This is a genomic window from Actinomadura sp. NPDC048955, from assembly GCF_040649435.1.
GTDB classification, from domain to species: domain Bacteria; phylum Actinomycetota; class Actinomycetes; order Streptosporangiales; family Streptosporangiaceae; genus Spirillospora; species Spirillospora luteofluorescens.
The window spans coordinates 19,140-39,154 of record NZ_JBEZJI010000004.1 but is presented as its reverse complement, the minus strand read 5'-3'; the positions used below and the strand labels follow the sequence as shown (position 1 = coordinate 39,154).

Annotated in this window: 18 protein-coding genes; 5 read left to right on the top strand and 13 right to left on the bottom strand. The window is 72.7% G+C overall.

The window, feature by feature from the left end; translation table 11 throughout:
• Positions 1-11: 11 nt before the first annotated feature.
• On the top strand, positions 12-1,868 hold the full coding sequence (locus tag AB0C84_RS05600) for an ATP-binding protein (RefSeq protein WP_361061428.1): 1,857 nt from the start codon (positions 12-14) through the stop codon (positions 1,866-1,868).
• A gap of 13 nt (positions 1,869-1,881) precedes the next feature.
• Here the strand turns inward: AB0C84_RS05600 and AB0C84_RS05595 are convergent, their stop codons facing one another.
• Positions 1,882-3,861 (bottom strand): hypothetical protein, encoded by a 1,980-nt coding sequence (locus AB0C84_RS05595; RefSeq protein WP_361061426.1) that lies wholly within the window; start codon positions 3,859-3,861, stop codon positions 1,882-1,884.
• Positions 3,858-4,805: a hypothetical protein gene (locus AB0C84_RS05590; RefSeq protein WP_361061424.1), complete on the bottom strand. Its 948-nt coding sequence runs from the start codon at positions 4,803-4,805 to the stop codon at positions 3,858-3,860. Before AB0C84_RS05590 ends, AB0C84_RS05595 begins: the two co-directional genes overlap by 4 nt.
• Before the next feature lie 120 nt (positions 4,806-4,925).
• Between AB0C84_RS05590 and AB0C84_RS05585 the strand changes: the two genes are divergently transcribed.
• Positions 4,926-6,215, top strand: coding sequence for an SDR family oxidoreductase (locus tag AB0C84_RS05585; RefSeq protein WP_361061422.1), 1,290 nt, complete (start codon positions 4,926-4,928; stop codon positions 6,213-6,215).
• Positions 6,216-6,219: 4 nt separating this feature from the next.
• Here the strand turns inward: AB0C84_RS05585 and AB0C84_RS05580 are convergent, their stop codons facing one another.
• The 3 genes from AB0C84_RS05580 to AB0C84_RS05570 are packed head-to-tail and all read right to left on the bottom strand — an operon-like array spanning position 6,220 to position 9,871.
• Positions 6,220-7,836 carry a hypothetical protein gene (locus AB0C84_RS05580; RefSeq protein ID WP_361061420.1) on the bottom strand — a complete coding sequence of 539 codons (1,617 nt, stop codon included), beginning with the start codon at positions 7,834-7,836 and terminating at the stop codon, positions 6,220-6,222.
• A gap of 23 nt (positions 7,837-7,859) precedes the next feature.
• Positions 7,860-9,221, bottom strand: coding sequence for a hypothetical protein (locus tag AB0C84_RS05575; protein WP_361061418.1), 1,362 nt, complete (start codon positions 9,219-9,221; stop codon positions 7,860-7,862).
• A gap of 41 nt (positions 9,222-9,262) precedes the next feature.
• Complete coding sequence (locus AB0C84_RS05570) at positions 9,263-9,871, bottom strand: TetR/AcrR family transcriptional regulator (RefSeq protein WP_361061416.1); 609 nt, start codon at positions 9,869-9,871, stop codon at positions 9,263-9,265.
• A gap of 59 nt (positions 9,872-9,930) precedes the next feature.
• On the opposite strand from AB0C84_RS05570, the gene AB0C84_RS05565 reads away from it, so the two are divergent.
• Positions 9,931-10,524, top strand: coding sequence for a maleylpyruvate isomerase family mycothiol-dependent enzyme (locus AB0C84_RS05565; RefSeq protein WP_361061414.1), 594 nt, complete (start codon positions 9,931-9,933; stop codon positions 10,522-10,524).
• 10 nt (positions 10,525-10,534) lie between these two features.
• Here the strand turns inward: AB0C84_RS05565 and AB0C84_RS05560 are convergent, their stop codons facing one another.
• The gene (locus tag AB0C84_RS05560) at positions 10,535-11,077 is read right to left on the bottom strand and encodes a TetR/AcrR family transcriptional regulator (RefSeq protein ID WP_361061412.1); all 543 of its coding nucleotides are present in this window, start codon (positions 11,075-11,077) and stop codon (positions 10,535-10,537) included.
• Between the two features lie 119 nt (positions 11,078-11,196).
• On the opposite strand from AB0C84_RS05560, the gene AB0C84_RS05555 reads away from it, so the two are divergent.
• Positions 11,197-11,781 carry a DUF2867 domain-containing protein gene (locus AB0C84_RS05555; protein ID WP_361061410.1) on the top strand — a complete coding sequence of 195 codons (585 nt, stop codon included), beginning with the start codon at positions 11,197-11,199 and terminating at the stop codon, positions 11,779-11,781.
• A 95-nt stretch (positions 11,782-11,876) separates the two neighbouring features.
• Here AB0C84_RS05555 and AB0C84_RS05550 read toward each other — a convergent pair whose 3' ends face one another.
• The 6 genes from AB0C84_RS05550 to AB0C84_RS05525 form a co-directional block, all read right to left on the bottom strand.
• Positions 11,877-13,487 (bottom strand): cation acetate symporter, encoded by a 1,611-nt coding sequence (locus AB0C84_RS05550; RefSeq protein ID WP_179844578.1) that lies wholly within the window; start codon positions 13,485-13,487, stop codon positions 11,877-11,879.
• Positions 13,484-13,837: a DUF485 domain-containing protein gene (locus AB0C84_RS05545; protein WP_258942464.1), complete on the bottom strand. Its 354-nt coding sequence runs from the start codon at positions 13,835-13,837 to the stop codon at positions 13,484-13,486. Before AB0C84_RS05545 ends, AB0C84_RS05550 begins: the two co-directional genes overlap by 4 nt.
• Positions 13,838-13,994: 157 nt before the next feature.
• On the bottom strand, positions 13,995-15,725 hold the full coding sequence (locus tag AB0C84_RS05540; RefSeq protein ID WP_361061406.1) for a cation acetate symporter: 1,731 nt from the start codon (positions 15,723-15,725) through the stop codon (positions 13,995-13,997).
• Positions 15,722-16,030, bottom strand: a complete 309-nt coding sequence (locus AB0C84_RS05535) for a DUF485 domain-containing protein (protein ID WP_258942462.1) — start codon at positions 16,028-16,030, stop codon at positions 15,722-15,724. The genes AB0C84_RS05540 and AB0C84_RS05535 overlap by 4 nt, the downstream gene beginning before the upstream one ends.
• An 86-nt stretch (positions 16,031-16,116) precedes the next feature.
• Positions 16,117-16,878 carry a LytTR family DNA-binding domain-containing protein gene (locus AB0C84_RS05530; RefSeq protein WP_258942461.1) on the bottom strand — a complete coding sequence of 254 codons (762 nt, stop codon included), beginning with the start codon at positions 16,876-16,878 and terminating at the stop codon, positions 16,117-16,119.
• A 54-nt stretch (positions 16,879-16,932) separates the two neighbouring features.
• The gene (locus AB0C84_RS05525; RefSeq protein WP_361061403.1) at positions 16,933-18,123 is read right to left on the bottom strand and encodes a histidine kinase; all 1,191 of its coding nucleotides are present in this window, start codon (positions 18,121-18,123) and stop codon (positions 16,933-16,935) included.
• A gap of 174 nt (positions 18,124-18,297) precedes the next feature.
• Between AB0C84_RS05525 and AB0C84_RS05520 the strand changes: the two genes are divergently transcribed.
• Positions 18,298-18,489: a hypothetical protein gene (locus AB0C84_RS05520; RefSeq protein ID WP_361061401.1), complete on the top strand. Its 192-nt coding sequence runs from the start codon at positions 18,298-18,300 to the stop codon at positions 18,487-18,489.
• A gap of 103 nt (positions 18,490-18,592) precedes the next feature.
• On the opposite strand, the gene AB0C84_RS05515 is transcribed toward AB0C84_RS05520, so the two are convergent.
• Positions 18,593-19,846 (bottom strand): hypothetical protein, encoded by a 1,254-nt coding sequence (locus tag AB0C84_RS05515; RefSeq protein ID WP_361061399.1) that lies wholly within the window; start codon positions 19,844-19,846, stop codon positions 18,593-18,595.
• Positions 19,847-20,015 lie beyond the last annotated feature (169 nt).

The following is a 20,015-nucleotide window of genomic DNA, read 5'->3' as shown; positions in this document are numbered from 1 at the left end:
AGAACCGAACAGTGACGGCTGCGGGACGGCTGTGGAGACCCACCGCCACCTATCCCGATCCACCGGAGCACGGCCCCGCCACGAGGCTCGAGAAGTTCATCGACGCGATGATCTCGACCGGGCAGACCGGGCAGATCTTCGGCGAGCACGGCATCGGCAAGACCTCCACGTTCGTCTCGTACGTGCCGGAGCGCTTTCCCGGCACGGCCCTGGTCGTCGTGCCCGCCGCCAACCTCTCCCCCGACGACCTGCTGGTGAACGCCCCTGTGCGCGACGAGCGCAGCGGGGAGCTGGTGCTGCGCCAGCTCGTCATGCGGCAGCTCGTCCCGGGCAGGCCGTTCGTCCTGCTCATCGACGACTCGCTGCAGGCCGGCAACGCGGTGCAGTCCCAGCTGATGCAGATCGCCTGCGACTGGAGCCTCGGCGAGTACGACCTGCGCGAGCTCGGCTGCGTCGGGGTGTTCCTGGCCGACAACGAGTCGCTGGCCGAGACCGGCGTCCGCCGGTCCGACCCGGCGATCCTGGACCGGATGGTCACCCTCCGGCTGACCGCGAACGACACCGCGTGGCGGGCCGCGCTGGCCGAGCGGTATCCCGACTGGGATCTGCGTGAGGTGTTCCGCGACTGGGCCGGGCTCAGCCCGGAGCTGCGCCACCTGCTCTCGCCGCGCACGCTGCAGCACGTCCTGGACTGCGCCCGCGCCGGCTTCCCCCTCGCCTGGGGACTGCCGATCCAGAACGGCCGCCGGCTGGCGCTGGCGGAGGAGGATCGGGACGGCCGGCCGGGCCGGGACCGCACGGCCGAGGTGCTCGACGGCATCGCCGCGGCGGTCGGGGCGGGCAACCCCGCCACCGTCGCCGACCCGGTCCGCCGCATCCTGCGGGCCGCGGTCGCCAACCGCTGGGCCGTCCTCCTGCAGGGCCCGCCGGGATGCGGCAAGACGGAGATCACCAAGCAGGTCGCCCGGGAGGAGACCGGCCACGAGCCCGTCTACTTCTCGCTGCCGGTGACCAGCGTCGAGGACCTGTGCGTGCCGGTGCCCACCCGGGACGGGTCGCTGGAGACCATGCTCGCCCGGTCGCTGCTCGACCCGAGGCCCAAGGTGCTGATCTGGGACGAGTACAACCGGCCGAAGGACAAGGCGGCCTTCGCCAGGCTCATGGAGATCACTCAGGAGTGGACGCTCGCCGGGCGCCGGCTCCCCGGCCTGCGGGCGCAGGTGGCGCTGCAGAACCCTCCCTACCATCTGGGCCGCAAGCTGCTGGTGGCCGCCAACAACGTGGCGCAGGCCAGCCGGTTCACGGTCAGCTACGAGGTCCACCCGGACGACATCCCGGCCAACGAGTGGCTGATCTCGACCTACGGCGAGACGGCCGAGACGGTCCTGGAGTGGTGGAAGAACGACATCGACGACGAGGGCCGTGACTGGGTCACCAAGCGCACCATGGAGCGGCTGATCAAGCTGCACCGGGCGGAGATGCCGCTGCAGCCCGGCCTGATGTACCTCGGCGACGGCGAGTACGCCCCGGTGCCGCTGTCCGGGCTGGAGGCCCGGCTGGCGGACCGCCGGCAGATCGGCCTGGTGGAGATCGCCGAGGACTGCTCCGGCTGGGAGGCCCGGCTGTCGAAGGCGGCCGAGACGTCGCAGGAGGGCACCGACGACACCGATCTGGTCCACCAGGTGTTCTCCAACGCCGAGGTGTCGCAGCTGGAAAGGCATCTCGACGTGGTGGCCCGGCTGCTGCCGTACCTGCCGCCGAAGCTGCGGGCCACCTACCTGGTAGGGCAGACCCGGGAAAGGCAGCGCTTCTGGGTGGCGGCCCTGGCGCGGATGGCCCAACTGTCCACGCGCGGCCGTGCCCGGTGACACGACCGGCCGACTACACCGTCGAGTGGTCGCGACGGGGCTCCTCGTCGGCTTCTTCGGGCTCGGCTTCTTCGGGCTCGCCTTCCTCGTCATCCTCTTCGGCGCACCCGCAGCCGCACTCCTCGCAGTCGTCGTCGCACAGGCACTCGTCCTCATCGCAGCCGCAGGAACAGTCGCACTCGCACATGCACTCGTAGCCGATCTCGTCCATGTCGAACGGGCGGATCATCGGCACCGTGACGGTGGACTGCTCGTGCTTCGCCATCCACGTGTTGCGGAAGAAGTCGAACTTGAGGTGGTAGGTGTCGGCGGTCTCGGCGAACAGGATCGGCGGAACGAGGAAGTGCGCCACGCCGACCTCGGCCGCGGGGGTGATGAAGTCCTCCGCGTCCGGGAACCGGGGGCCGCCCTGGCAGGCGGCGAAGTTCACCGGCGCCGGCGCCTCCCTGCCGAGAACGTGGATGCGGTTGCCCTCGACGACGAACATGTCCGGATCGAGATGGACGTCCTCGCCGAGCATCAGGACGGGCGCGGGCATGATGCCGGCCTTCGCGGTGTCCTGCGCGCGCGTGTAGTGCTCGATGATCTTCGCGTTGCGCGAGGTCTCGAAGTTCGGGCCGACCACGCTCCCGCTGCAGATCATGCAGGCGCAGTCGGGCAGGTCGTCGCTGGAGGGCGACTCCGGGGCCGGGAACAGCAGGGACTTGTCGAACGGCGCGACCGCCGGCCCGCCGCGCCTGTCCCCGAGGAAGGCCGGGATCCAGTCCGTGCCGTCGGCCTCGATCACCTCCGAGTCGCACAGGGTGCGGAAGGCCTCGTCGCCGAGCTTGCAGTTGAAGTAGTCGAGCAGCGTGAGGGCGGCGCACTCGGCGAGCGTCGTCTCGTCGCCCTTCGCGAACCAGAAGTCGTAGCCGTTCGCGACGAAATGCACGCCGCGGAACTGCTTGTGGACGAAGGGCTCGCGGCCGGCGCCGGTCGCCAGGCCGTTCCAGTGCGCGGCGGCGACCCGGTTGTAGTAGGCGTCGGCATGGCGGGCGAGTTCCGGCGCGAAGACGCTCTCGCCGGTCAGGTAGCAGGCCTTGCTGAAGAGCGCGCCGATCTCGGGATCGTGCGCGACGTCCGGATCGGTGAAGACGAGTTCGGTGCGCAGGAAGACCTTGCGGCCGTCCAGGTAGGGCGCGCCCTCGTGCTCGTACCGCTGGTCGAAGATCACGCAGGTGAGGGGCTCGATCGTCTCGAACGCGGCGCCGCCTTCGAGGGCGAGGGCGGGCTCGGCCGAGCCGCCGGTGAGGTACAGCAGGACCGTGTGGCGGGAGACGTGGCGGCGCGAGGCGTCGTAGTAGGGGGTGTCCAGGTGGCGGTGGAAGTCGGCGTCGCCCGGCTCGAAACGGTTGCAGCGGAACACCGGGTTCACGTGCGAGAAGCCGTCGAGGGCCGGCTGCGGCATCGCCTCGGCCACCGCGCTGGTGAGGGCCTCGGCCAGCAGCGCCGAGTGGAAGATGAACCGGTCGCCGCCCCGCGAGCCCGCGTTGAGCGGCGGCACGTACAGGTCCAGCGAGTCGAGCTGCTCCAAGCAGGCTCGGGCGGGGTCGGGGAGCCGCAGTGAGAACACCTGGACGCCCTCGGCGACCTCGTCGCGACCGGCCAGCTCGAGCTCCAGGGGGACGCCTGCGAACCGGTGGTCGAGCGGGAGGATGTTCTCGAACGTGCGGAACGAGAACTCGCGGGGATCGACGAAGACGGCGGCGAGGTACGGCGCGTTCTCGCTCGGCCGCGCGAACAGATCTCGTACACCGGCGTCGATGCGTTCGGCGTCGACGAAGCGCACCGCCTTGAACCTCGCCGTCGGGTGCCAGCTCGCCGCCAGCCCGTCGATCGTCGTCGCGGCCTCGGTGTCGGTGGCGTCGACCAGGGCGCGGTAGCGGTCGACCTCTTCCGCGGGGGCCCGGCCGTTCGACAGGGCGAAGAAGCCGTCGCGGAGCTCGATGCTCACACGTTCCTCCAGTAGCTGCGCAGTGCGGGCGGGAGGTGGGGTGCGTCGGCGAGCATCTTCGCGCCGGCCTCTCCGACGTCGTCGCGGTACAGCAGCAACCGCTCCAGCGAGCCGGCGAAGGGCGCGGCGAGCAGGGCCTCCACCCCCTCCGCGCCGATCGCGTTGTAGCGCAGGTCGAGCTCGACCAGTCCGGTGAGGAGATGCAGCGCGCTCACGCCTTCGGCGGAGAGCAGGTTCCGCTGGAGGTGCAGGCGGCGGACACCGGCGAAGCCCTCTGACGCCGCGAGGGCTGCCAGGCCGGCGTCTCCGACGCGGCAGTACCGCAGGTCGAGGACCTCGGTCCGCCCCCTCCCCGCCGGGGCGCCGGGGCCGCCCGCGCCGGACGCCACGAGGCGGAAGTACGTCGAGACGGCGAGGGCCTCGGCACCGGGTGCGCCGATGCGCAGGTACGAGAGATCGAGTTCGACGATCCGGCCGAGGTCGAGCGTCGCGAAGGCGCCGGTGTCGATGTACGGGGACGGCACCGGCCACGGGGGTTCGGACGGGTCGTCGTCCCAGAGGAGGTCGCCCCGCTCCTGGGCGTCGGAGGGCGCGATCCGCAGCGCGGTCACGAAGGGGGCCTGCACGACCTGCTCGATCGACGCGGGCGCGTTGTCGGACCATTCGACGGCGACCTTCGTGGCGAACCCGTACCGGCGCTCCAGGACGGTCGCTCCTTCCGGCAGCCCCGCGTCCCAGCTCCGCCGGTGCTCGTCCTCGATCGCGGCGATCTCGCGGTCCAGGGCCTCGCGGTCGGCCGGGCGGGTGCGGTCACGGCGCTGCTGGAGTTCGATGAGCTTCCCCCGGGCGTCGCCCCGCTCCCGCAGCCGGTCGCCGTAGGCGCGCCAGGAGGCGAGGTCGCCGGGGTCGTCCCGGAGCGCCTGTTCAAGATCGGCAGCCTTCATTGGACGGACGCTAACAGCAGGCGGCGACAGACTTCTCACGGTTCGGGCATGACCGGGCCGTTTTGTGATCTTGATGGGCGAGGTCGCGGGGCGGGAGATCGCGGGTCTTAAATGGTGCGCATGCGCGACGACGATGTGCGGACCTGCCTGCGCGTCCTGGCGGAGTTGGCGGACGCGCCGGACGGCGACCCCGACGTGGCGCGGGTGCGGGCGGCGGCGGGCGCGTTCGTGCGGCGCTCCCGGGAGCGCGAGCGGGCCGCGGCCCGGCTGCGGCGCGCGGCGGCCGACGCGCGGATGCTGGCCGCGACCGCCACCGGCGCGGCGGCACGCGTGGAGGGCGCGCCCGCCGAGCCGCCGCGCGAGGCCGTCCCGTCCGGGACGGTGACGGGCGGGCTGCGCGCCTGCTACGTCTGCAAGGCGCACTTCCGGGAGGCGGACGCGTTCTACCACCGCCTCTGCCCGCCGTGCGCGCGGGAGCACCGGCGGCACCGGCACGCGCGGGCCGACCTGGCGGGACGCCGCGCGATCGTCACGGGCGGGCGGGTCAAGGCGGGGTTCGAGCTGGTGCTCAAGCTGCTGCGGGACGGCGCCGCCGTGACCGCCCTGACCCGGTTCCCCGCCGACGCGCGCCGCCGCTTCGCCGAGGTCGCCGACCGCGCCGACTGGCACGACCGCCTCACGGTCGCCGGCATGGACCTGCGGGACCTCCCGTCCCTCGTGCGGTGGTGCGACGCGCTCGTCGAGGCGGGCGAGCCGCTCGACATCCTGGTGAACCTGGCGGCGCAGACGCTGCGGCACCCGCCGGAGTCGTACGCGGAGCTGCTGGCGGGCGAGGATCGCGCTGCGCTCCCCGCGCCCGCCGCGCCGCCCGTGCCCCTGGCTGCCGGTGCGCTCGACGTCGCGGGCCTGCTCCCCGACCCGTCCCCGGTCAACTCCTGGACCCGGCTGGTGCACGAGGTCGATCCCGTCGAGCTGCTGGAGGTGCAGCTCGTCAACGTCACGGCGCCGTTCGTCCTGCTGGGGCGGCTGCGTCCCCTTCTGGAGCTCTCGCGGCATCCGCGGCGGTACGTGGTGAACGTCTCGGCCGTCGAGGGTCAGTTCGACCGCGTGTACAAGGGGGCCGAGCATCCGCACACGAACATGGCGAAGGCGGCGCTGAACATGCTGACGCGCACGACCGCGTCCGAGCTGGCCGGGCACGGCGTGCACGTCACCAGCGTCGATCCGGGCTGGTTCACCGACCAGCAGCCGGAGCCCGCGCGGGCGCGCCGGGCCGCCGCCGGGTTCCGCCCGCCGCTGGACGTCGTGGACGCCGCCGCCCGGATCTACCACCCGATCGTGCTGGGCGAGCGCGACGGCGACCCGCCGAGCGGCTGCCTGCTGAAGGACTACCGGGTCGTCAACTGGTGACCGCTCAGCTGGAGACGGCTCCGGCGGTCGCGAGCAGCTCGGGCAGCGTGCCGACGAACCCGTCCTCCAGAAGCTTGAGCGCCACCATCCACGCTTCGGGCCGCCCGCCGAGATGCCGGTCGACGTGCTCGGCGAGGCGGCGCAGCACCCGCGGGTCGGGCCTGCCCTCGACCTCGTCGAGGGCGGGATTGACGTCCAGCGCCACCAGGACGGCGTTGACGTTCGCCGCCGCGAGCACGGCGTCGGCGGTGACCTCCCCGCCCCCCGCGAACAGCCGTCCCGCCTCCTCGCCGTAGGCGAGAACCGGGTCCCAGTGGTGCCACACGCCGGGTTCGCGGAGACGGCGCGTGCGGCCGTGGCCCGTCTCGTCGACGAACGGCGGTGTCAGGGCGACGTCCCCGTCCAGCCCGAGCAGCGCCCTGACCTGCGCCGTGCCGCGCAGGCCCGGAATCCACAGCGTCTCGGCGACCGCGCGCAGCGCGTGCTCCGGGACGGTCTCGGTGACGAACCCGGCGGTCAGCGTCCCGGCGGCGAAGCCGTTCCCGACGACCTTGACGATCACGTCCGGGCCCGCCCCCGCCGCGGCGAGGTCGGCGAGCACCTCGGGCGCGGGGTCGGGCAGGAGGACGGCCACGTCCGGATGGTCGGCGACGACGATCCGGAGCAGGTCGAGCGGGGCGTCGGTGCGCCTCGCCACGAACCGGGCCGCGCGCAGGGGGAACGGCCCCTCCGCCGCCCTGCGCCGCGGCTCGTCCGCCAGCACCGCGTCCCAGCCCACGCGCGGGACGCAGGGGTGGCGCCGGTTCACGACCGTCCGGACGAGCGGCCTCCCGCGCCACGGCTCGCAGCCGTCCACGTCGGCGATCTCGGCGACCGAGCGGAGGAACTCGGGCCGGCGCACCCGCTCCGACAGCTCCCGCAGCCGCCGCTCCCCCTCCGCGCTCGCCAGCGCCGCCTGCGCGTACGCCAGCACGCTCGGCTCGGACTCCTGCGGTCCCCACCGGAAGGCGGGCAGGCGCCCTTCCTCAACGAGCTGCCGGAGCTCGGTCCGCCGGTCCGCGTCCAGCAGCGTCAGGCAGGCCAGGGCGGCGCCGTGCGGATCGGCGCCCGCGCCGAGGTAGAGCAGCGCGTCCCCGGCCAGCTCCGGGTCGGCCGCGTAGAGCAGCGCGTGGTCGAGGGGCTCCTGCCCCCGCGTGGACAGCAGGGTCCGCCGCACCTCGGCGGGCAGCGGCAGCGGCGTCACGCCGTCCCGCCGGGACGTCTGGTGGGCGAGCTGGCGGCGCAGGTTCCGCGGGATGCGCCCGAGCGCGCTCTCGGCGGTCAGCAGGGTCGCGTTGACCTCGGGGTCGTTCCGGTCGAGCAGCCGCCCCAGCAGTTCCGGCGGGTCGCCCGCGAGCATGGCGTGCTGGACGAGCAGGTCCAGGTCACTGGGCCGGCCGCGGCGCAGCAGGGCTTCGAGGACGACCCGGTTCGGCCGCCCGAAGCTGTGCACCGCCCGCTCGACGCGGCTCTTCGGGAGATGGCCGAGCAGCGCGTCCATCTCGCCGGGCGTCGCGAACCGGAGCAGGCCGGCCGTGCAGCGGGCGATGTCGAAGGCTCGGGTCCTGGGGTGGGGGGCCATGAGCCGTCACGGTAGCCGAAAGATCACCCCGGCCGGACCCGGTGGCAGGCCATCCCCCGACGCTCCGGCCACTCGTCGCCCCCGGAGGTGATCAGCCAGATCCACCTGCCCGGGTCCGCCGGGACGATCGGGTCGGCGTAGCCGTCGGTCACCACGATGACGGCGTCCGCGGGCTCGTCCCGTCCCTCCACGTGCCGCCGGACGGCGCCGAAGTCGGTCCCGCCGCCGCCGCGGAGCGGCTCTCCGGGCCGGAACGGCTTCACGGAGCCGTCGAACGCGACCCACTCGGCCTCGGCCCCGTCGATCCGGCCGACCAGCTCGCCCAGCCACTCCACGAGGCCGTCCGGCATCGACCCCGACGTGTCCAGCGCGATGACCAGCGTCTTCACCCGCTGCGGCCCGCGCCGCGCCAGCATCGGCTCGTGCCCGAGCGCCGCCAGCACCGCCCCGCGCTTCTTCGGGTAGACGAGCCGCTCCCCCTCCTCCAGCTTCGAGGCGAGGACGTCCACGAGCCACCGCTGCCACCACTCCACCCGCCGCGTGGCCGACGTGGCGCCCCGCAGGGCGTGCGCCCCGAGGTCACCCCAGATCTTGTCGACGCCCTCCGTGGCCCCCTCGGTGCGCCGCAGCAGGTCGAGCAGCTCGTCGCCCGCCACCCGGTCGCCGCGCCGCGCCGCGATGAGCACGCTCCGCAGCACGTCGTCCCCGACCCGCCCGGCGGTCTCCTGGTCGAGCACGTCGACGATCACGTGGACGCAGGCGGCCCGCCCGGTGCCCGGCGGGTTCCGCATCCGCCGGAGCTCCCGGTAGACGCTCATGTCGGTCTCGGCCCACTCCTCGAACGCGAGCGGCTCGACGCCCTGCTCCCGCAGGTCCTCCGCGTAGGCCCCGTACACGCCGCGAGGCGAGATCCCCACGGGCGCGCCGCCGATCTCGGGCAGGTCCGCTCCGAGCCGCACCATCGCGACATGGTTGATCGTGACCTCGCACGCCAGCGTGAACACCGGGTCGCTGCGCAGGTCGGCGTCGGCGAAGAGGTGCCGCTGGACGAGGTGCCGGGCCTCATGGAACAGGACGAACCGCACCCCTTCGCCGCCGATCCCCACGAAGAACTCGGGGTTGTAGAGGAGCAGGCAGGACCCGTCCCCGGAGGCGACCACGGCCGCCGTGTCCACCGCCGTGGTCGGCACCTGGTGGTGGCAATTGCTGAACAGCCACGACGCGACGGCGCTGTGCGTCATCCCCAGTTCGAGCAGCGCCCGCTCCTTCAGCGCCCGCGCGGCCGCCACGACCTCCTCGTCGGCGGGCCGCCACCGCTCCAGCGCCCGCCGGTCGGCCAGCTCGATGACCGGCACCCGCGGCCGCCCGACCTCTCCGTATCCCACCCCCCAACCCTCCCGGCAACCCGCGTCCTCTTTCCACAGGATTAAGAAGATCCGAGCAGCCCGGCCGCGTGGCGCATGGCGTCCCGCGCACGGGCCGCGGCCGAGGGGTCGTCCAGCAGCTGGATCTCCTGGTTGGCCGCCATCGACAGGCCCATCAGCGTCATGGCGACCTCCTCCGCCGGACGGTGCGGGCCCGGCAGCGCGGCCCGGGCGGCGGCGACCTCCTCCGCCAGCGCCCGCCGGTTGGACGCGACGATCTCCCTCAGCCGGTCGCGCAGCGGCCCCGGCCGCCCGTCGAGCTCGGACGTGGCGGCCGTGATGAAGCAGCCCCCGGGGAACGGGCAGTCGGCCAGGTAGTCCACCCACCCGTCGATGAGCCGCCCCAGACGTTCCGGCCCGGGCGGCAGCCCCTCCAGGGGGCCGGTGACCGCGGCGCGGAAGATCTCGCAGGCCTGGTCGAGCGCCGCCATGAGCAGCCGCTCGCGCGACCCGAACGGGCCGACCAGGCCCGCCTTGCTCATGCCGAGCCGCTGGGCCAGCGAGCCGACCGTCAGGCCCTCCAGCCCCAGAAGGGAGGCGTCGAGCACCGCGGCGCGCACGATCCGCTCGCGCGTCCGGGCGGCTTCGGCCGCCGAGTGACGAGGAGACATGCCCGCCAGTTTAGCGAACGGCCGTACGCTATGGTTTGGCGAACGAACGTTCGCCAAAGATGGGACGCGACATGACCGACCTGCTCGACCTCGACGCCACGGCCCTGGCCCTCATCGGCCACGACGTGGCACTGATCCCCGACGCCGCGCTGGCGGACCCGACCCCCTGCGAGGGATGGACGGTCGCGGACCTGCTCCACCACATGAACGAGCGCCACGAGGCCGTCGCACGGACCGCGCTGCCGCCCCTCGAACCGGCCGGCGACCCGCGCGACGGCTTCGCCCTGACCGCCGCCCGCTGCCTCGCCGTCCTCGAACGGGCGGGCGAGACCGTCACCATGCCCCGGCTGGGCCCGCTGTCGACCGCGTGGGTGCTCGGCATCCACGCGGTCGACATGCTGGTCCACCGCTGGGACCTGGCGCGCGCCCTCCGCACCGCGCCCGCCACCCCGTCCCGGATCACCGAGGCCGCCCTGCCCCTCGCCCGGGCCAACACCGCTCCCGGCAGCCCCCTCAACGGCCCGGACGGCGCCTACCGCCCGCCCCTCGCCGAAGACCCGTCCCGCCCCGCGATCGACAACATCGCCGCCCTCCTGGGCCGCGACCCGCACTGGTCTCCGCAGGAGGTGACACCCCGCGAGGAGGCCCTGTGAACCGAGAGGCTCAGTCGGTGCCGAGCAGGAGGCTGCCGGCGCGTTCGATGACCTCGCTCCGGGCGCGGGCGCCGTGGTCGGCGGCAAGGAAGTGGCTGCCGACCAGGAGGCAGAAGGCGAGCATGCTGCGGGCCTCGACCTCGTCGGGGTCGGAGCAGAAGGTGCCGAACAGCTCGCGCAGGTAGTCCATGCGCTGGTTGTCCACGCGGCGGACGCGCTCGGCGACGGCCGGGTCGCGGCGGGCCCAGTCACGCATGGCGAGGTCGATGTGCAGGTGGTCGCCCGCCCGGGTGAGCATGCCCGCCCGCCGGATCTTCGCGCGGGCGTCACCGCCCTCGCGTTCCACCCGGTCGCGCATGTCGTCGACGGACTGCCGTTCCCAGTGGTCGAGCATGGCGGCCAGCAGCGCCTTGCGGTCGGGAAAGTGGCCGTAGAAGCCGCCCTTGGTGACGCCGAGGGCCTGGGCGAGGGCCTCGATCCGGACCGCGTCGGGCCCGCCGGCGGCGAGGGCCTTCAGGCCCTGCTCGATCCAGCTGCTGCGTGGCGTGCGCATGACGGCGGGCATGGTCCATTATCGCCTCCCCCTCCGAGAGGCCGATTCATACGGTGCCGTATATTTGAGCGCGAGGCGGACGCGACGGCGCGTCCCGCCCACCGAGGAGGTGCTTGGCGATGAAGCTCCCCGCGAGCGCGCACACCGACCGTCCCTGGCGGATCCACGAGATCGCGTCCGACTTCCGGCTGGAGGACGTGTGGGCCCTGCCCGTCTCCGGCGGGCCGGACGACCTGCCGAAACTGCTGGAGCAGATGACCTCCAGCGAGAACCCCCTGCCCGGCGTCGCCGGGGTGCTCTTCGCCATCCGCTGGCAGCTCGGGCGGCTGCTCGGCTGGGACAAGGAGGACTCCGGGCTCGACGGCCGGGTGGGGTCGCTGCGCGAGCGGCTGCCGGACGATCTGCGCGGCCGCCCGGCGGGCCCCGCCCCCCGTTCGCTGCCGTTCCGGCCGCTCTACCTGACCGAGAACGAGTGGGCGGCCGAGATGGCCAACCGGACGGTGCACGGCGTCATGCACATCGGCTGGGTCCCCGACGGCGCCGGCGGGCACCGCGCTCACATGGCCGTGCTGGTGAAGCCGAACGGCCTGCTCGGCAAGGCCTACATGGCGGCGATCCTGCCGTTCCGCTACACCCTCGTGTACCCGACGCTGATGCGGACCATCGGGCGGGCGTGGAAGGCCCGCGAGGCGAAGCCGGCCTGACGCCGGACACAGAGCGGCCCCGTCCCCGCGGGGGCAGAAGGGGACGGGACCGCGAGCCGCGCGGGCGGGGGCGACGCCCCTCCGCGCGGCGGCTCTCAGTGCTCGGCCGCCGGCTCGGCGCCAGCGCCCGTGAGGGAGCGGACCTCGATCTCGGCGTACTTGGCGGCGTTGAACTCCTTGCTCAGCAGCGTCCCGATCCAGCCGCACAGGAAGCCGAACGGGATGGAGATGATCCCGGGGTTCTCCAGCGGGAACCAGCTGAAGTCGGAGTCGGTGAACAGGGCCTTCTCCGAGCCCGACACGACCGGCGAGAACGCCACCAGGAAGATGGCCGAGCCGAGACCGCCGTAGATGGCGGAGACGGCACCGGTGGTGTTGAACCGCTTCCAGAACAGGCTGTACAGGATCGCGGGCAGGTTCCCCGACGCCGCGACCGCGAAGGCGAGCGCGACGAGGAACGCCACGTTGAGGCGCTGCGCGTAGATGCCGAGGACGATCGCCACGGCGCCGATCACGAACGCGGAGATGCGGGCGACGCGCACCTCGTCGCGCTCCGAGGCCTTGCCCTTCTTGAACACGTGGGCGTACAGGTCGTGGGAGAACGACGAGGACGAGGCGAGCGTGAGGCCCGCCACGACCGCGAGGATCGTCGCGAACGCGACCGCCGCGATGACCGCGAGCAGGATCGTCCCGCCCGCGTCCCCGAAGACGATCTCACCGATGCGCTGGGCGAGCTGCGGGGCGGCGGTGTTGCCGGCCGGGTTCGCCTTAGCGATCTCCTTGGAGCCGACGAGCGCGGCGGCGCCGAAGCCGAGGACCAGGGTGAGCAGGTAGAACACGCCGATGATCCCGATGCCCCACAGCACCGACTTGCGGGCGTCGCGGGCGGTCGGGACGGTGTAGAAGCGGATCAGGATGTGCGGCAGCCCGGCGGTGCCGAGGACGAGCGCGAGACCGAGGCTGATCAGGTCGAGCTTGCCTTCCAGGCCCTGCTTCTCGGTGGCGTAGCGCAGCCCGGGCTCCAGGAACTCCCCGCCCTTGCCGCTCTGGTCGGCGGCGTCGTTCAGCAGGCTGGACAGGTTGAACCCGAACTTGCCCAGCACCAGCAGCGTGATGAGGGTGGCGCCGGTCATCAGCAGGACGGCCTTGACGATCTGCACCCAGGTGGTGCCCTTCATCCCGCCGAACACCACGTACACGATCATCAGCACGCCGACCAGCGCGATCGTCGCGCCCTTGGCGAAGTCGCTCGTGAAGCCGAACAGCAGCGACACCAGCGCGCCCGCGCCGACCATCTGCGCCAGCAGGTAGAAGATCGAAACGACGATGGTGGAGACGCCGGCGGCGGTGCGGACCGGGCGCGGGCTCATCCGGAACGCCAGCACGTCCGCCATCGTGAAGCGGCCGGAGTTGCGCAGCAGCTCGGCGACGAGCAGCAGCGCCACGAGCCACGCGACGAGGAACCCGATCGAGTACAGGAACCCGTCGTAGCCGTAGAGGGCGATCAGCCCGGCGATCCCGAGGAACGAGGCGGCGGACATGTAGTCGCCGCCGATCGCGATGCCGTTCTGCGCGCCGGAGAACGACCGCCCGCCGGCGTAGAAGTCGGTGGCGTTGCGGGTGTTGCGGCTCGCCCACACGGTGATCGCCAGGGTGGCCGCAACGAAGACCAGGAACAGGATGATCGAGAGGGTCTCGTTGCTCATTTGGCGTCCTTCGCGGCCGGGGCGGCCTCCGCCTCGATGCGGGCGCGGATCTCGTCGGAGACGGGGTCGAGGCGCCGCTCGGCGTGCCGCGCGTACAGGTAGGCGATGAGGAAGGTCGAGACGAACTGCAGCAGCCCGAACACCAGGGCGACGTTGACGGCCCCGAACAGCTCGGTGCCCATGAAGTCCCGCGCCCACCCCGACAGGACGACGTACAGCAGGTACCAGCTGAGGAACGCCGCGGTCATCGGGAACACGAATCGGCGGAATCTGCGCCGGAGTTCCTGGAACTCCGTGGTGCCCTGGAACCGTTCATAGACGGTGCCGGTGGCGCTCTTGTCGACGGACACGCCCACCCCTCCTCGGTTGTGACGCCGGTCACGCGCAACCGTAAAGATCCTGCTGGGAGCGGACGAGGGGTCGGCGGCGGGGCTGCGACAAGCCGCCGTTCACCGTCGTTCAAAGGTCGCCCGCGTCGCCGAACGGTCGTTCTCGCGCGACGAACGGTCACACCCGCTTGGGCCTCCACGTGCCCCGGTCGACGTCGAGCGACTCCGGCGTGTGCAGGCGCACCATCATCCGCGCGACGCCGCGCGGGATCCGTCCGGGCGTGCACAGCGACACGAGGATCATGACGGTGAACGCGATCGGGACCGTCCAGGCGGCGGGCTGGGCGAGCAGCGCCCCGAGCAGCCCGGACGGCGGCCCGGCGGCGATCGTCACCACGACCGCGGTCCCGGCGAGCGCGCCGCCGAGGACGAGCCCGGCGAGCGCGCCCGGCACGGTGAGCCGCCGCCACCAGACGCCGAGGACGAGCAGCGGGCAGAACGTGGACGCCGCGACGGCGAACGCCAACCCGACGACGTCCGCGACGGCGAGGGACCGGGCCGCGATCGCCAGGCCCAGCGGGACGGCGAGGGCGAGCAGCGTCCCGACGCGGAACGACCGGACGCCGCCGCGCAGGATGTCCTGCGCCAGCACCCCCGCGACCGACACGGTGATGCCGGACGACGTCGACAGGAACGCCGCCACCGCCCCGCCCGTCACCAGCGCCCCCAGCAGGTCGCCGCCGAGCCCTCCGATGAGCCGTCCGGGCAGGGTGAGGACGACGGCGTCGGCCCGTCCGGTCATCAGCAGTTCGGGGGTGTAGAGGCGCCCGAGCACCCCGTACAGGGCGGGCAGCAGGTAGAACGCGCCGAGAAGCGTCAGCACAACGACCGTCGTACGGCGCGCGGTGCGCCCGTCGGGGTTGGTGTAGAAGCGGACGAGGACGTGCGGCAGGCCCATCGTCCCGAGGAACGTGGCGAGGATCAGCGAGTAGGTGGCGTAGAGGGAGTGGTCGCGCCCGTCCAGCGGCAGCGCCCACTCCCGGCCCGTGGTGGCGGGGCGCCCGCTGACGTGCGGGACGTCGGCGCCCGCCGGGAAGGTGACGGACGTGTCCTTGTCGAAGTGGTGCGATCCGGGCCCCAGCGCGAGAGGGACGGTGGAGTAGGCGCGCCCGTCGACCCGTCCGTCCACGGTCACCTGGACGGGCGCCGTGACCTCGACGGTGACCGCCATGCCGACCGCGACGGTCGTGCGGTCGCCGAACCGCGGAGGGACGTCCGGCGACAGGCCTGGCGCGCCGTCGTACCGCCACGCCATCAGCAGGAACACCAGCGGCACGGCGAGCGCGGTCAGCTTCAGCCAGTACTGGAACGCCTGCACCATCGTGACGCTGCGCATGCCGCCGACCAGCACGTTCGCCGCCACGACGACCGCGATGAGCACGCCGCCCGTCCATACCGGCGCGCCCGTGACCGTGCGCAGCACCAGCCCGGCGCTCTGGAACTGGGGCAGCAGGTACAGCCAGCTGATCAGCACCACGAACACGCTCGCGACGCGGCGCACCGCCATCGACTCCAGGCGCGCCTCCGCGAAGTCCGGGAGCGTGTAGGCGCCGGAGCGGCGCAGCGGCGCCGACACCAGGACGAGCAGCACGAGGTACCCGCCCGTCCAGCCGACGGGCAGCCACAGCATGTCGGCGCCGTAGGCGAGGATCAGCCCGGCGATGCCGAGGAACGAGGCGGCCGACAGGTACTCCCCGCCGATCGCGGACGCGTTGCGCAGCGGCGTCACCGTCCGGGACGCGACGTAGAAGTCGGACGTGGTGCGGGAGATCCGCACCCCGAGCACGCCGACGAGCATGGTCGCCACGACCACCAGCAGCACGCCCGCGAGCCCGTACGCGGCGCTCACGGCCGGTCGGCCCGGTCGACGAGATCGGCGAAGTCGTCCTCGTTGCGCTCGGCCTGCCGGACGTACCACCAGCCGCACGCGACGAACCACGGGTACATCAGCCCGCCGAGCAGCACCCACGGCAGCGGAAGCCCGAACACCTCCCGCTCCCGCACCGCCGGGACGAGCGCGAACAGCAGCGGCAGGCCCAGCACCACCACGGCGAGGACAAGGCACAGCCGCGCCGCGAGGCGCCACTGGGCGCGCACCAGCGAGCGCATGTACGCCTCGCCGAGCCCGGTCTGCTCGTCGATCTCCCGCGTCACCGGGTAGCGGGGCCGCCGGACCGTCCGGGTCCGCGGCCCGGTGACCAGCGTCCGCCCGGGCGCGACGTCCCGCGCGTCCGGCCCGCTCAGGGCGACCGCCTCGCCCGGCGGACGAGCAGGTCGCGCAGCTCGCGCACGTGCCGGCGCGCGACCGGCAGCTCGGCGCCGCCCACGACCACCGTGCAGCGCCCCGAGTCGAGCCGCAGCTCCGTGATCGCCGCCAGCGCGACGAGATGGCTGCGGTGCACCCGGACGAACCCGGCGCCGCTCCACCGCTCGCTCAGCGCGGCGAGCGGGATCCGCACCAGATGGCTGCCGCCCGGCGTGTGGAGCCGCGCGTAGTCGCCCTGCGCCTCGACGTACAGCACCTCCCCGGGCGCGACGAACCGCGTCACCCCGCCCAGCTCGACGGGCATGGCCTCCGGCTCGGCCGGCTCCGGCGCGGCCCCGTCCTCCCCGGAGGCCTCCCCCGCGGCCTCGGTCACCCGCCGGATCGCCACGGCCAGCCGCTCCGGCCGCACCGGCTTGAGGATGTAGTCGGTCGCCTTGATCTCGAAGGCGTCCACGGCGTGCTCCTCGTAGGCCGTCACGTAGACGATCTGCGGGGCGCGGGCGAACTGGGCGAGGACGCGGCCGAGGACGGTGCCGTCCAGGCCGGGCATCCGGATGTCGAGGAAGACGGCGGCGACGGGACGCCCCTCGGCGAGGGCCCGGTCGAGCCTGCGGAGCGCGGCGGCCCCGTCCCGCGCGGTGTCGATCTCGCCGATGCGCGGGTCGGCGCGCAGCAGGTGGACGAGGTCGTCGAGCGCGGGCGCCTCGTCATCGACCGCCAGGACACGCAGGGACACCGCACCGCCCTTCCGCCGCCATTCGCCACATTCCAGTCAACTGACCGCACCGCGTCAAGAGGCGGTGACGCCCGGCCGGTACTTCGGCACCCGCACCGTGGCCTTCGTCCCGGCGCCCGGCCCCGTCTCCACCGCGAGGCCGTACTCGTCCCCGTACACCTGCCGGAGCCGCGCGTCGACGTTGGCGAGCCCGATCCCGGCCGCGTCGTCGGCGGACGGCTCGGGCCGCTCCCCCGACAGCAGGCGGCGGACGTCCTCGGGGTCCATGCCGATCCCGTCGTCCTCCACACTGATCACGCAGTCGGCCCCCGCGTCCTCCGCGATGATCGTGATCGACCCGGGCTGGGACCGGTCCTGGAGCCCGTGCCGGACGGCGTTCTCCACGAGCGGCTGCAAGCAGAGGAACGGGACCGCGACCGGCAGCACCTCGGGCGCGATCCGCAGCGTCACCCGCAGCTCCTCACCGAACCGGGCCCGCTGGAGCAGCAGGTACTGGTCGATCGACCGCAGCTCCTCCGCCAGCGTCGTGAAGTCGCCGTGCCGCCGGAACGAGTACCGCGTGAACCCGGCGAACTCCAGCAGCAGCTCCCGCGCCCGCTCCGGATCGGACCGGACGAACGAGGCGATGGTCGTCAGCGAGTTGTAGACGAAGTGCGGCGAGATCTGCGCCCGCAGCGCCCGCATCTCCGCCTCCATCAGCAGCGTCCGCGAGTGGTCCAGCTCCGCGAGTTCGAGCTGGGCGTCCACCCACTGCGCGACCTCCTCGGCGGCGCGGATCAGCCCGGCGGGAACGTCCTCCCCGTACGCGGCCAGCGTCCCGACGACCCGGTCGTCCGTGGCGAGCGGCACGACCACGACCCGCCGGATCGGGCAGTCCAGCCGGTCGCACTCCACGTCGTGGACCTGCGTCCGCCCGTTTCCGCGCGTGACCTCGGCATGCCTCGGCCCGTCCACCGCATGATGGTCGTGCTCGCCGTCCCAGGCCAGCAGCCGCTCCCCGTCGGTGATGGCGAGCGCCTCGCACCCGAGCAGCGCCCGCAGATGCCGGGCCGCCTTCTGCGCCCCTTGCTCGGTCAACCCCGCCCGAAACGCCGGCGCCGCCCGCGACGCGGTGTGCAGCGTCTCGAAGGTCGCTCGCCGCTCCGGCCCCCCGAGATCCCCCCGCCGCCGATGCCGCCGCCCCCACAACAACGCCGGCACCCAGGTCACCACCAGCGCCGCGGCCACGGCGACGACCACACTCATCCGGTAAACCTACGCCGAACCGGGCCGTCCTCCACCTTCTCCCTCACTTTCCCTACTCGGAAAATCTTTAATTATTTCAACACTCAGCGTGTGTGACAAGCCCCATAATCGCGACATTTGCCGCGCCTCGAACGCGGACCAGTAGACAAACTGGGGAGTCACAACGTGCTTTTGATGGAGCCGAAGCTCGAGTCGCAGTCCGACCTGCCGCCCGAGACACCGTTCGACGAGCCGCCCGAGTCCTCCAATCTTCCGATATGCATGGGGGACTGCCCTTCGAGCCCGGACGGCAACCACAACCTGGTGGACCACCACACGAAGGGTTTCAAGATCTGCACGTACTGCAATGGGGTCTACTACGGGTAAACAACTGCTTTCAAAGCTCTCCTCTCGATGAATCTCGGGAGCTCCTCTAAGGGGGTCCTGGCCGCCATGCGGCCAGGACCCCTTTTTGCCATGGCCGCTCAGCTCATGCGCGGGCCTGGAACCAGTGGAGCGTGTCGGGCAGTGCGCGGTGGAGGGTGGCGAAGTGGTCGGTGCCGGCGCCGGTTCCGTAGTCGACCACCTGCGGACGGGTTCCGTGGGCGCGCAGAGTGCGGACGCAGTTGCGCGTGTTGTCGAAGGTGACCTGCTCGTCGCCGGACGCGCCGTACAACCGGACCGGGACGTCCGGAGCCCAGTCGCAGGTGCCGTCCGCCGCGCGGATCGCCCGCAGGAGCGCGCCGGAAGGATGCTTGAGCCAGTTCAGGTAGCGCGGGGTCAGCAGTTCCTCGGGGCTCGCGGGTAGCTGCGGGAAGATGTCCGACTCCTCGTGGCTGCCGTCGAAAAGCCGTTCCGCAGTGGTGTCATAGGGCGCTTGGAAGACCTCTGAGGGCGTCTTGTAAAGATGGTGGAACCGGTTCCAGGCCACCGTGGCGTAGGCGAGGTTGAACGCCGACACCCGCGAGTCCAGCGAGCTCTGGGTGCGCAGTGACGCCGGGATCTGGGCGCGCCGCAGGTCATACGTCCCGCTGATCGGGGCCAGCGCGCCCAGCCGCAGGTAGGGGTCGGTCCCGCTCTGCAGTTGGCGTCCCAGCGCCATGGCGGCCTGACCGCCCTGCGAGAAACCGGTCACCAGCACCCGCCGCTCCAGATCTCTGCCTTGCCGGGCCACGACGTCGCGGGCGGCGCGGAGCATGTCCAGCGACGCGGACGCTTCCGAGGCGGCGTCCAGGTAGGGATGCGCTCCAGGACCCTCACCGAGACCGAGGTAGTCGGGGGCGACCCCTGCGTATCCGGCGGCGGCGTAGTAGACAGCCGCGATCCTGCTCTGCCCGTCCGCGGCGACCGAACCGGCGGTACTGCGTCCGGCATGGGTCCCATGAGTGAAGCTGACGGCTCGCAACGCTCCAGTGGCGCCGCTGGGCAGGACGACGACCCCGCTGGCGACGGTGGGCCGGCCGGTCGCGGAGACGGTGCGGTAGAGGACCTTGAACCCGCTCACCCCACCGCGCGGCCGCGACGCCAGCCCCTCACCGCCCAGGTAGTCGCGAACCTGCGCCCGCGACATGCGAACCACCGGCGTCACCGACACCACCGTCCCCCGCCCGCCGGCGGCGTCCGACCGTCCGGCGGCGGCGACGGCATGCCCTCCGGACGACGCGGCGCAACCCGCCCCCGACACGACCAGCGTGGTACCGACCAGAACCCGCGAAATGCGGCTGCCCACAAAGCGAATCTTCATGCCCACGACGCTAGAAAGGCCGGAGCCCGCCCACCATCGACCTACACACCCGTCCCCCGGTGAACCTAAGACCGCCCCACACGGTGTACCCAGACACACCTGAACTCCGCCCGCCACGACAGCGGAAATCCGTTGCCCATGGGCCATGCGACTCGCGGACCATGGGCAT